General features: G+C 40.6%; 13 protein-coding genes and 2 tRNA genes. 12 read left to right on the top strand and 3 right to left on the bottom strand.

All coding sequences use genetic code 11. The annotated features are described in order from the left end of the window. Positions 1–29: 29 nt before the first annotated feature. The 11 genes from Bovatus_RS25685 to Bovatus_RS13190 all read left to right on the top strand — a co-directional run bounded on the left by Bovatus_RS25685 (position 30) and on the right by Bovatus_RS13190 (position 9,056). The gene (locus tag Bovatus_RS25685; RefSeq protein ID WP_004296289.1) at positions 30–467 is read left to right on the top strand and encodes a hypothetical protein; all 438 of its coding nucleotides are present in this window, start codon (positions 30–32) and stop codon (positions 465–467) included. Between the two features lie 154 nt (positions 468–621). Beyond that, positions 622–1,419, top strand: a complete 798-nt coding sequence (locus tag Bovatus_RS13235; RefSeq protein ID WP_004296288.1) for a MotA/TolQ/ExbB proton channel family protein — start codon at positions 622–624, stop codon at positions 1,417–1,419. A 33-nt stretch (positions 1,420–1,452) separates the two neighbouring features. Continuing rightward, positions 1,453–2,058, top strand: coding sequence for an ExbD/TolR family protein (locus tag Bovatus_RS13230; RefSeq protein ID WP_004296287.1), 606 nt, complete (start codon positions 1,453–1,455; stop codon positions 2,056–2,058). 15 nt (positions 2,059–2,073) lie between these two features. Continuing rightward, entirely contained in the window at positions 2,074–2,727 is a 654-nt protein-coding gene (locus Bovatus_RS13225; RefSeq protein WP_004296286.1) for an ExbD/TolR family protein, read from the top strand. A gap of 26 nt (positions 2,728–2,753) precedes the next feature. Further along, positions 2,754–3,569: an energy transducer TonB gene (locus Bovatus_RS13220; protein ID WP_004296285.1), complete on the top strand. Its 816-nt coding sequence runs from the start codon at positions 2,754–2,756 to the stop codon at positions 3,567–3,569. Positions 3,570–3,572: 3 nt separating this feature from the next. Next, a complete protein-coding gene (locus Bovatus_RS13215) occupies positions 3,573–4,517 on the top strand; it encodes a PstS family phosphate ABC transporter substrate-binding protein (RefSeq protein ID WP_004296284.1) in 945 nt (314 codons plus the stop codon). A gap of 21 nt (positions 4,518–4,538) precedes the next feature. Continuing rightward, positions 4,539–6,005, top strand: coding sequence for a tetratricopeptide repeat protein (locus Bovatus_RS13210; protein WP_004296283.1), 1,467 nt, complete (start codon positions 4,539–4,541; stop codon positions 6,003–6,005). A 173-nt stretch (positions 6,006–6,178) separates the two neighbouring features. Next, positions 6,179–7,024, top strand: coding sequence for an ABC transporter ATP-binding protein (locus Bovatus_RS13205; protein ID WP_004296281.1), 846 nt, complete (start codon positions 6,179–6,181; stop codon positions 7,022–7,024). A gap of 6 nt (positions 7,025–7,030) precedes the next feature. Next, the gene (locus Bovatus_RS13200) at positions 7,031–7,852 is read left to right on the top strand and encodes a hypothetical protein (RefSeq protein WP_004296280.1); all 822 of its coding nucleotides are present in this window, start codon (positions 7,031–7,033) and stop codon (positions 7,850–7,852) included. A gap of 11 nt (positions 7,853–7,863) precedes the next feature. Further along, entirely contained in the window at positions 7,864–8,232 is a 369-nt protein-coding gene (locus Bovatus_RS13195) for a GntR family transcriptional regulator (protein WP_004296279.1), read from the top strand. A 17-nt stretch (positions 8,233–8,249) separates the two neighbouring features. Continuing rightward, on the top strand, positions 8,250–9,056 hold the full coding sequence (locus Bovatus_RS13190; protein WP_004296278.1) for a hypothetical protein: 807 nt from the start codon (positions 8,250–8,252) through the stop codon (positions 9,054–9,056). 145 nt (positions 9,057–9,201) lie between these two features. Here the strand turns inward: Bovatus_RS13190 and Bovatus_RS13185 are convergent, their stop codons facing one another. The 3 genes from Bovatus_RS13185 to Bovatus_RS13175 all read right to left on the bottom strand — a co-directional run bounded on the left by Bovatus_RS13185 (position 9,202) and on the right by Bovatus_RS13175 (position 11,106). Beyond that, complete coding sequence (locus tag Bovatus_RS13185) at positions 9,202–10,839, bottom strand: alpha-galactosidase D (RefSeq protein WP_004296277.1); 1,638 nt, start codon at positions 10,837–10,839, stop codon at positions 9,202–9,204. Positions 10,840–10,947: 108 nt separating this feature from the next. Continuing rightward, positions 10,948–11,020, bottom strand: a tRNA-Pro gene (locus Bovatus_RS13180). A gap of 13 nt (positions 11,021–11,033) precedes the next feature. Further along, positions 11,034–11,106: transfer RNA gene (locus Bovatus_RS13175), tRNA-Phe, on the bottom strand. A 199-nt stretch (positions 11,107–11,305) separates the two neighbouring features. Between Bovatus_RS13175 and Bovatus_RS13170 the strand changes: the two genes are divergently transcribed. Continuing rightward, complete coding sequence (locus Bovatus_RS13170) at positions 11,306–12,574, top strand: sensor histidine kinase (RefSeq protein WP_004296276.1); 1,269 nt, start codon at positions 11,306–11,308, stop codon at positions 12,572–12,574. Positions 12,575–12,581: the final 7 nt, after the last annotated feature.

The following is a 12,581-nucleotide window of genomic DNA, read 5'->3' as shown; positions in this document are numbered from 1 at the left end:
TTGTAATCGATTAAACAACTAAAAATACAATGAAACTTTCGCCGAAATTCATACTCGCTTTTCTTCTGCTGATGCTATCATTTAGCGTAAGCGGGAATACTGTGAATTTCTCTCCCCGTATTTTTAGTGACTCATCTTGTCAATTATCAGAATTGTCTTCTGACAGCAATCAACGCTCTTCTGTAGATGGGCAGTCTGTTAGCTATGATAGCGTCCGTTCTTTGTCTGTCTCTGACGTAGAATTAGGACTTAAACTCGTAACAGAATCAAACTCTAATAATTATCGTCTGCGTAGAATCATTGAAATCAATGACTCCTTGAAAGACGTTATGCAAAAGTTTCTCGTGTTAAGAGAAAACTCTTTAGTATTAGATCAAAGTAAATCATTTTATTCCGATAAGGATCCACATTACTCCATTACGTGTAGCGACTACTACGTGTTCGCTTTAAGACGCATCCTTATTTAGTCTTTTCCCCATTTTTATTCGTTTTTTTTCGTACTCTGTATGAAACTGTGTGACTTTACCTTTTAAAAGTTGCAGGGTCTATAGCGCAGTGTGTCTAATTGAAATATTTACTTCCTAAATAACTAAAATTAATTTCTTAACAAAAAAACTTATTATGGAAACTACTAAAAAAACTCAAGTTGTAGGTATAAAGAATGCCGGTATCGTAATCATCTGCTGTTTAGTAATAGCTGTATGTATTTATCAATTCCTATTAGGTAACCCGTCCAACTTTATGAACAATGACCCTAACAATCACCCGTTGAACATGTTGGGTACTATTTACAAAGGTGGTATCATCGTACCTATTATCCAGACATTGTTGTTAACCGTACTTGCTTTGAGCATCGAGCGTTATTTTGCTCTTCGTTCTGCTTTCGGCAAAGGTTCATTGTCTAAGTTTGTAGCTAACATCAAAGACGCTTTAGCTGCAGGTGACATGAAGAAAGCACAGGAAATCTGTGACAAACAACGTGGTTCTGTTGCTAACGTAGTAACTTCTACTTTGCGTAAGTATGAAGAAATGGAAAAGAACACAGCTCTTCCTAAAGAACAGAAGCTGTTGGCTATCCAGAAAGAACTTGAAGAAGCTACTGCTTTGGAAATGCCTATGATGCAACAAAATCTTCCGATCATCGCTACTATCACTACTTTGGGTACATTGATGGGATTGCTCGGTACTGTAATCGGTATGATCCGTTCATTTGCTGCTTTGTCTGCTGGTGGTGGTGCTGACTCTATGGCTTTGTCACAAGGTATCTCTGAAGCTTTGATTAACACTGCTTTCGGTATCTTGACTGGTGCATTGGCTGTTATCTCTTACAACTATTACACTAACAAAATCGATAAATTGACTTACGGACTCGACGAAGTCGGATTCTCTATCGTGCAAACTTTTGCTGCTACTCACTAATTCTGCGAACCCTTATAAAATCTATTATTAATCATGGGTAGAGCGCAAATTAAAAAGAAAAGTACGTTCATAGATATGACAGCTATGAGTGACGTTACTGTATTGCTTCTGACTTTCTTTATGTTGACTTCAACATTTGTGAAGAAAGAACCAGTACAAGTTACCACTCCGGCTTCCGTATCGGAAATCAAGATTCCGGAGACGAATGTACTCCAGATTCTGGTTGATCCGGAAGGGAAAATATTTATGAGCCTCGACAAGCAGCAGGATATGCAGGCTGTATTGGAGAGCATGGGTGAAGAGTATGGCATTAAGTTTACTCCGGAACAGGAGAAGAGATTTATCTTGTCTTCTACTTTTGGAGTACCTATCAGAAGTATGCAGAAATATCTTGATCTCCCGGAAGATCAACGGGATAAGATCCTAAAGAATGAAGGTATTCCATGCGATAGTGTTGACAATCAGTTTAAATCGTGGGTACGTAATGCACGTACTGCTAACGCTGATCTACGTATTGCTATCAAGGCAGACGCTACGACTCCATACTCAGTGATAAAGAACGTTATGAACTCACTTCAGGATTTGCGGGAAAATCGGTACAATCTGATTACTTCTCTCAAAGCAGAGTCTGAAAATTAAAAAGGAGGAAATACAATGAGTGCTGAAGTACAAGAGAGCGGCGGAAAAAGAGGAAAGAGCAAGCAAAAGAAAATGACTGTCCGGGTGGACTTTACACCGATGGTGGACATGAACATGTTGCTGATTACTTTCTTTATGCTTTGTACCACACTGAGCAAACCTCAGACGATGGAGATAAGCATGCCGAGTAATGACAAAGATATAACTGAAAACCAAAAGAGTATGGTGAAGGCTTCACAAGCAATTACATTATTGCTGGGAGCTGATAACAAACTCTATTATTACGAGGGAGAACCTAACTATAAGGATTATACCTCGTTGAAAGAAACTAGCTACGGCGCAGATGGACTGCGTGCCGTACTTCTTCAGAAGAATGCTGTTGCTGTCAATAAAGTAAGAGAATTGAAGCAGCAAAAACTTGATCTTAAGATCACGGATGACGAATTTAAGAAGCAGGTTTCTGAGATAAAGAGCGGAAAGGATACACCGACCGTGATTATCAAGGCTACCGATGATGCTTCTTATATGAATCTGATTGACGCGCTGGACGAAATGCAGATATGTAATATTGGTAAATATGTGATAACAGATATCGCTGAAGCTGATGAATTCTTGATTAAGAATTATGATGCGAAAGGTGAATTGTCACAAAACTTGGCCGATAATTGATGTAACACCTAAAAAAGAAAAGTAAAATGGCAAAATTAGATTTAGCTTCTTCGGAATGGTGTCAACTGATTTTTGAAGGCAAAAACCAAGCATACGGCGCATATAGAATGCGTGCCAATTCAACAAAACGACATAATGTCGCTATGTTGATTGTAGTGGTCATAGCAGCGGTTGGATTTAGTATCCCTACACTGCTTAAGTTGGCAACTCCGGAGCAGAAAGAAGTGATGACAGAAGTAACTACTCTGTCAAAATTGGAAGAACCTGAAATCAAACAGGAAGAGATGAAACGCGTAGAACCGGTTGCACCTCCTCCCCCTGCATTGAAGAGTTCTATCAAGTTTACAGCTCCTGTCATCAAGAAAGATGAAGAGGTGCATGAGGATGATGAGATCAAGAGCCAGGAAGATTTGAATGCAACCAAAGTATCCATCTCTATTGCCGACGTAAAAGGTAATGACGAGGCTAACGGTAAAGATATCGCAGACCTTAAGCAGGTGGTAACACAGGCTGCACCGGAACCGGAAAAGGTTTTTGATATGGTAGAACAGATGCCGACTTTCCCCGGTGGTCAACAGGAATTGATGGCTTACTTGGGTAAGAATATCAAATATCCGACTATTGCACAGGAGAATGGAACACAAGGTCGCGTTATTATACAGTTCGTTGTAGAACGTGATGGTTCTATTTCTGACGTGCATGTGGCTCGTGGTGTAGACCCTTATCTGGATAAGGAAGCTGTTCGTGTGGTAAAAAGCATGCCGAAATGGCTCCCTGGTAAGCAGAATGGAAAAGCGGTACGTGTGAAGTTCACTGTTCCGGTAATGTTTAGATTACAATAAAAGATGATGAAGAGACAATTTAGGCTGATAGGACTCGTAGCGTTGGTGGTCTTGAGTGCTTGTAACTCAAAATCAAAAGGACCGACGGATACTTATTCTTCCGGTGTGGTATCTATCGCAGCGGATGAGAGTTTCGAACCTATCATACAAGAAGAGATAGAGGTGTTTGAAAGCCTGTACCCTTTGGCCGGGATTGTCCCTCGCTACACAACTGAAGTGGAAGCGATAAATTTACTTCTGAAAGACAGTGTCCGGTTGGCTATTGCAACCCGGACACTGACTAAGGAAGAAATGAATTCATTCCACAGCCGTAAGTTTTTCCCTCGCGAGATAAAATTGGCTACGGACGGTCTGGCATTGATTGTGAATCGTGCTAATCCGGATTCTTTGTTGAGTGTACGTGATTTCCGCCGCATCCTTACCGGTGAGGTGAAAAACTGGAAAGAGGTTAATCCGAATTCCCGTTTGAAAGGAATTCAGGTGGTGTTCGATAATAAGAACTCCAGTACCGTACGTTTTGCAATGGACTCAATCTGTGGTGGAAAAGAGTTGGCTGAAGGTAACGTCAGTGCCTTGAAAACCAACCAGCAGGTGATAGATTATGTAGCGAATAATCCCGACGCTATGGGAGTTGTTGGAGTAAACTGGTTGGGGAACCGCAGTGATACAACCAATCTTTCTTTTCGCGAAGAGATCAGAGTGATGTCAGTGAGTGCAGAGGATGTGGCAACTCCTGCTAACAGTTATAAACCTTATCAGGCTTACCTGTTTTATGGTAACTATCCGTTGGCACGATCTATTTATGCATTGCTGAATGATCCTCGTAGTGGGCTGCCTTGGGGATTTGCTTCTTTTATGACATCCGATAAAGGGCAGAGGATTATATTAAAATCCGGACTTGTTCCGGCTACTCAGCCGGTGCGTATTGTCCACGTGAAAGACGAATAATAACTAAAATTAGAGACTATAATGAAAAGAGTACAAATGTTTTTAGCTGGAGCGTTTATAGCAGTAGGGTCGCTCTATGCGCAATCATCTGACGCCGAATGGCAGGCTGGGGTTGCGAAATTGAAAGAAACTATTCAGACGAATCCGGCACAGGCTGCTGAAGAAGCTGAGCATCTGATTAAAGGAAAAAATAAGAAAAATGTGGAATTGTTGGTGGCTATTGGAGACGCATATCTGAATGCTGACAAGATTCCCGAAGCGCAGGAGTATGCAGCTCTTGCCAGAAAAGCGAATGGTAAATCGGCTCTTGCTTCTGTACTGGAAGGAAATATTGCCGTAAAACAGAAAAATGCGGGTCTTGCTTCTCAAAAGTATGAGGAGGCAATTTATTTCGATCCGAAATGTACGGAAGCTTATCTGAAATATGCAGATATTTATAAATCAGCCAATGCAAGTCTTGCCATTGAGAAGCTGAACCAATTGAAGGACCTGGAACCGTCCAACACAGCTGTAGATAAAAAATTAGCCGAAATTTACTATTTAAAAAATGATTTTAATAAGGCAGTAGAAGCTTATGCAAATTTTGCAATGGGACCTACTGCTACGGAAGAAGATTTGGTGAAGTATGCTTTTGCTTTATTTTTGAACCATGATTTTGATAAATCACTCGAAGTAGCTAATATGGGATTGCAAAAGAATGCCCGTCATGCTGCGTTCAATCGTTTGGCAATGTATAATTATACTGACCTGAAACGTTTTGATGAAGCGTTGAAGGCTGCCGATGTCTTCTTCAAGGAATGTGATAAAGCCGATTATTCGTATTTGGATTATATGTATTATGGACATCTGTTGGAGAGTCTGAAAAAATATGATGATGCAGTAGTACAATATGAGAAAGCGGTAAAGATGGATCCGACGAAGACGGATTTATTTAAAAATATCTCTTCTGCTTACGAACAGAAGAACGATTATAAAAAAGCAATCAGTGCTTACCAGAAATATTATGCATCTCTTGATAAGGAAAAACAGACTCCGGACTTACAGTTCCAGTTTGGTAGACTTTATTACGGTGCTGGTACGCAACCTGATTCATTAGCAATCACTGTTGAAGAACGCAAGCAGGCGTTAATGTCCGCCGATTCTACTTTCCATGCAATTGCGGAAGCAGCGCCGGACAGCTATTTGGGTAACTTCTGGAGAGCACGTGCCAATTCTGCACTTGACCCTGAAACAACTCAAGGACTTGCGAAACCTTTCTATGAGGAAGTGGCCGCTTTATTGGAAAGCAAAAACGATCCTCATTACAATTCAGCTTTGGTTGAATGCTACAGTTATCTTGGATATTACTATTTGTTAGCTATCGAAAATCCGGCATTGAAAGCCGAAGCAAAGGCTAACAAAGATAAATCCATAGAATACTGGAGTAAAATTCTGGCTATAGACCCCGCTAATGCTACTGCTAAAAGGGCATTGGACGGCATCAAATAGTGAATAATTTTAGTTGTTTGTCGTGACAGGAGGAGTGGAGAGTGATCTTAGCTCCTCCTTTTTTTTGCACTTTTTTATCCTTTTCTATTGGAATATTCAAAAGATTGTCCACTTTTGTGGTGTACTATTACACTAATACACCTAAAGATCATTATTCATTAAACAGAAATACTATGATTACAGTAGAAAATCTTTCATTTACTTATCGTAAATCGAAGCGTGCGGTACTACGTGATTTTTCGCTTTCGTTCGAATCCGGCAGGGTATATGGACTGTTGGGAAAGAATGGTGCGGGAAAATCTACTCTTCTCTATCTGATGTCCGGCTTGTTGACTCCTAAAAACGGCAAAGTGATGTTTCACGATACAGATGTGCGCCGTCGGTTGCCGGTTACTTTGCAGGATATGTTTTTAGTTCCCGAAGAATTTGAGTTGCCTTCGGTTTCTTTGGTCAGCTATATTGAGTTAAACAGTCCTTTTTATCCTCGTTTCAGTAAGGAAGAGATGATTAAATATCTCCATTATTTTGAGATGGATATAGATATTGATCTCGGAGCGCTTTCTATGGGGCAGAAAAAGAAAGTGTTCATGAGTTTTGCGCTTGCTACGAATACCTCTCTTTTGTTGATGGATGAACCGACCAACGGGCTGGATATTCCAGGCAAAAGTCAGTTCCGCAAGTTTATAGCATCGGGTATGTCGGATGATAAGACGATTGTGATTTCTACACATCAGGTTCGTGATATCGACAAAGTGCTCGATCATGTGTTGATAATGGATGACAGTCGTGTGTTGCTCGATGAATCGACAAGTAATATTTGCGACAAACTTTTCTTTGTGGAGAGTGATGATCGGGAATTGGCAAAAAGTGCGCTTTTTGCAATTCCTACTATTCAGGGTAACTACCTGATCCTTCCTAATGAAAAGCAGGACGAGTCGGAACTAAACCTGGAACTTCTTTTTAATGCTACACTGGCTACTCCTGAAGAGATAGCCCGATTGTTTCACACTCAAAAATAAAAGACGATGATAAAAGATACTTTTTTCAGTTTGCCTCGTTTTATAAATCTCTGCCGTAAGGAGATGGTGGAGAATTGGAAATCGAATGTGCTTCGTATGGTGTTGATGTATGGAGTGATGGCAGTGGTAATGGTTTGGAATGGATATTTTGAGTATAGAGGTACTTATAATTATCAGGAAGATCCGGCGTGGATATTTCTTCTTGTCACTTTTATCTGGGCTCTGTGGGGATTCGGCTGTTTGAGTGCTTCGTTTACAATGGAAAAGATGAAAACGAAAACGAGCCGTACTTCCATGTTAATGATTCCGGCAACTCCTTTTGAGAAGTTTTTCTCCAGATGGTTTGTATTTACAGTTGTGTATCTGGTTGTTTTCCTGATATGTTATAAGTTGGCGGATTATACGCGTTTTACTATTTATTCTTTGGCTTATCCGGAGAAGGATTTTATTGCTCCTGTTGACTTGTCGCATTTGGTTGGTGATGAAAAATATTATACTTTATGCAGGCGAGGGTTGGAATTTGGAGCGCTGATATCAGGTTATTTCTTTGTTCAATCCTTATTCGTACTGGGCAGTTCGATTTGGCCTAAAAATTCTTTCCTGAAAACATTTGCGTCCGGAACCATTATTGGTATGGTATATTTTGCTGTCGGTGCTTTGGTGAGCAAAGTGCTGTTAGAAAGCGGCAGGTATTATTCAGGAGGTGTGCTGGAGTCGAAAGAAACCACTCTGTGGATTGTAATTGTTGCCGGCATCTTTTTTGCGTTGGTGAATTGGGTACTGGCTTATTTCCGCTTTAAGGAGTCTGAAATTATTAATAGAATGTAATACCTTAGCCTATGAATTTTAAAGAAAGTAAAGCTATTTATTTACAGATTGCAGATAGAATCTGTGATGAGATATTGCTGGGGCAATATCCGGAAGAGGAGCGGATCCCTTCTGTCAGAGAGTATGCTGCCATTGTGGAGGTGAATGCTAATACGGTGATGCGTTCCTTTGACTATCTTCAGGTACAAAATATTATTTATAATAAACGTGGCATAGGGTATTTTGTAGCTTCAGGAGCAAAAGAGCTGATTCATTCTCTCCGTAAGGATACCTTTCTGAAAGAAGAATTGGACTATTTCTTTCGTCAGCTGTATACGCTTGATATACCGATAAAAGAAATAGAGACAATGTATCATGAGTTTATAAAAAAGCAGAAATAGAATAAAGACGAAATATTATGAAACGTACTACTTATATATTTATAGGCCTTCTCGTTTCCGGATTGATTGTAATTGTGGCAACTATTATTTTCATATTTATGTCGGGGAAGCCTTATCAGGAAGATGGAGTCTTTTTGGGTAATGAACAGGTGAAAATGGATTTGAATGGCGTACATGTTATAAAGGTGTTTACCAGCCAGGATGGAGTATCTGAAACGAGACGTGTGTTTATTAGCGGCGAAATGAAAATAGGATCTACTGCCGCTTCGTCAGGGAAAGAACTGGTTTCATATCCGAAAGGAGACTATTTGAATGTTACCCAAAAGAATGATACTTTGTTTATGAAGTTAGATCTTAATGTGAACAATATTCCGGAAAAGTATCGGGACAGAGATTATATCTTTGTGAGTGGTTTTGATGTGAGTTTGGCTGTGGATTCACTGACCGGTATAGTTACCGGTGAAGAAGGTTTGAAATTGAATCTGATAGGTATTGAAACAGATTCATTGTTTGTCCGTGGTAATCGTTATAACATATCATTGGATTCTTGCCGGCTTGGCTCGTGTGATATTCAGGGAAATGGGCTGGACTTTCATGCAAAGGATAGTAAAATTGAAAACTTCTATCTGAATTTGGATGGTGTATGGAGATGGACATTTGAGAATACAGAAGTGGGGACGGAATATCTGAGTGGCAGCAATCAGCACTCTAATGATCTGCAGAAAGGAGAATGTAAGCGGGTGGTCTGGACACCTCTGACAGAAGATGCACGTTTGCAGGTGAATGTAAGGGAGAAAGCGGAAATTACGATAACACCGGAATAAACAGGAACAGGTATAAAGAGATAAAATAGGATACGAATTACTAGACAGTATCTAAACTAAAAAGGAGCAATAATGGATTTTAAAATGCCTGAGGCATATTTATTCCGTTATTGCTCCTTTTAATATATGAGGTTATATAGTCAAATTACAGCGCTTTCTTCAGAGTGAAGCAGTCGATGTCCGGTGCCCAGTTATAACTATTACCCATGCGAATAGTGTTGTATCCGGCTTTTAATTCAACGGGAACTGTGATTTGGTTATGACCATTATCCTCTCCCAGAGAGTCGATTTTGGTAATGATACCGTTTACGTCCAGTTCTATTTGTCGTCCTTTGCCATATAAATAATGGATGGTCATATCATAGCGTCCGCCATTTTCGCTATATACTTCCCGCCATTCGGCATAGTTTTCAGGTTGTCCGCCAAGGAAACCTACTTTCATTTTGCCGGAGGCTTCCTTATCATGGGCATAAATAATACCTTTAGGATTTTTGCCAAGGTCATTGAAAAGAGGTAGGTAAGCCCATTCCGCTTCGTAGAGGGTCGGTTCCAGACGTGTTTCGCCTTCTATGCGGAGGAACATGGCACTGTGTGCAGGAAGCGTTTGTTCGAAGGTACCGGAGAAGTTTCCTAAATCGCTATGTTTTACCAGATCACGTACTTTTACGTTTCCTCCAAATTCCAGTGAAGAGAACGGCACGGAAAAACTACAGATGGTATCAGAAGGATTGTAAAGAGCTACTGCACGTACATTCCCACGTTTCTGTTCAATATCTTTCACGAGTACATAACCTTCATTTTCATGTTGCGCTACATAAGCCTGTAAGCCCAGCGGATCTTGGTTGAGGGCGATCAGTTCTTTATTTGTCAGCAGTTCGAGCGAAGAATCCGGCATGTTTTCCAGATTGCATCCGATAAGCAAAGGAGAACTCATGATACACCACAAACCGAAATGAGCTTCTTCTTCTGTCGGAGTAAGACCTTGTCCACCTACTTTACTGTCGTTGCGGAATCCGATGACCATCATATCCATGTCATTATAATGTCCGTTTCCGGCATAAGCCGACAGGTAGAGATTCTTTCCGACTACATATCTTAATGATCCCCAATGTGCATTAATATCTCCACTGATACGCCAGGAAGTTGCCGCATCTTTAGCCCAAGTGCCCGGGAAGGCCCATCGGCAAATATTGATGGAAACATCTTTGTTTACTTTGTCTATACTGTTCCGGATGGAAGTGTAGCGTTCCTTTTCATTAAGTCCCAGCGCATCTCCTCCGCAGTAATCAATTTTGATAAAGTCGAAACCCCAGTCGCCAAAGTATAATTGGGCGTCTTGCGGTTCGTGTCCATAGATACCAGCTCCTACGCCTGCTGCATCATTGTCCCACATGGAGCCACATGTACTGTTGCCCGCATCGGTATAGAGACCGGCTTTCATTCCCAGGCCGTGAACGTAATCCGCAATCGGTTTCATCCCATTCGGGAAACGTTGTTCGTGGGTATGCATAATCCCGTTTTCATCGCGCTTTCCGAAATAGCCGTCATCAACATTGACATAATGATATCCGGCATCTTTCAGACCTTTTTTCACCATCAGGTCGGCTTGATGCTTGATGATGTCTTCGCTAATGTCTACGCGAAATGCATTCCATGAACTCCATCCCATGATGGGAGGATTGACTGTCTTTTCATTCTCGGAGAGGGTAGTTTGAGTCTTTGTACAACTGATGCACATAAAAGAAGCTACTGCTACTGTAAAGAGATAAATCCTGTTTTTCATGATATAATAGGTTGTGTTTTATTACATATCCGTCCTGAATTTGTTCAAGTGACTGAATAGAAATAAAGGGCAACTTACTGTACTCCAGAAAGCTACCCTTTATTTTTGTCGGAATGAGGCGACTCGAACGCCCGACCCCTACGTCCCGAACGTAGTGCGCTACCAACTGCGCTACATTCCGATTGCTTAAGAAGTGGTGCCACCAGGAATCGAACCGGGGACACAAGGATTTTCAGTCCTTTGCTCTACCAACTGAGCTATGGCACCTTTCTCGTTTGCGGGTGCAAAGATAAGTATATTTTTTAATACCGCAATAACTTAAAGGGAAATTTTTACCAATTTCTGACTCGTGGAAATATAAATGCATTTTTGTTAGAATAAATATGTAGATAAACAGCTATTTATGCGACATATTTTATAAATTTACGCACTGAAACGATCAAAACAATATAAACACTCTATTACTATGTCATCACTGGCGATTATTGTTATAATAGTTTTGTTAGCTGCCTTCATCTATATGTGGGCAAAGTGCCAGTCACTCCAGAAAGAGGTGCATTCGAAGGAAAACAAAGAGAATGAACTTAAAAAGTTGGCTCTGGTTTTGCAGAACATCAATGCTTACTTCTTATTGATTGACAAGGATTTTGTGGTTTGTGACACCAATTATTATTCTTTAAACCGTCTTCCGATTCAGGTAGGTGGAGTTACCAAAAGAGTCGGGGATTTGCTGCATTGTAGAAATGCGATTGCAGCCGGTGAATGTGGCCAGCATGAACAATGCAAACTATGTTGTATCCGTGCGTCTATCGGAAAAGCTTTTTACAAGAAGGCAAGTTTTAAAAATCTGGAAGCTTCCATGAAGTTATTAAGTGAGGATGAAACGAAGGTGACTCCTTGCGATGTATCGGTATCGGGTACTTATTTGAATATTCATGGTGAAGATTATATGGTGTTGACTGTTTATGATGTGACGGAGCTGAAAAATGCGCAAAGGTTGCTGTCTATTGAAAGAGAACATTCCATTTCTGCTGATAAATTGAAATCTGCCTTTATTGCTAATATGAGTCACGAGGTACGTACACCGCTAAATGCGATTGTCGGATTTTCCGGTTTGATGGTATCGGCTTCCAGTGAAGAGGAACGAAAAATGTATGCTGATGTTATTGCAGAGAATAATGAACGCTTGTTGCGCCTGGTGAATGATATTTTCGATCTTTCTCAAATAGAATCGGGAACAGTAGATTTTGTTTATACGGAGTTTGATGCCAATGATTTACTAAGAGAGTTGGAGGGAATTTTTAAGACGAAATTGAATAACTCGTCGGTGGAATTGGTTTGTGAGGCACACATACAACCTATAATGATGTATTCGGAACGGGAACGTATTATTCAGGTATTGTCCAACCTGTTACATAATGCAATGAAATTCACCGAATCGGGTGAAATTCGTTTGGGTTGCAGCCTGAAAGGAACGGAAGAGGTTTGCTTTGTTGTGTCCGATACAGGCATTGGCATACCGAAAGAGGAACAGAAAAAAATATTCTCACGTTTCATAAAACTTGATCGTGAAATGCAGGGGACAGGACTTGGACTGACTCTTTCGCAAACGATCATCCAAAATCTGGGTGGAAATCTTGAACTTGATTCGGAAATTAACCGGGGATCTACTTTCAGCTTTGTGTTGCCAAGGGTGATAAAGCCGGAACTGATAAAGCCACAGGCAATAAAGTAATCTCCAA

Origin of the sequence: Bacteroides ovatus (genome assembly GCF_001314995.1) — a bacterium.
Classification (GTDB): Bacteria; Bacteroidota; Bacteroidia; order Bacteroidales; family Bacteroidaceae; genus Bacteroides; species Bacteroides ovatus.
This window is presented reverse-complemented; position numbering and strand designations above follow the sequence as displayed.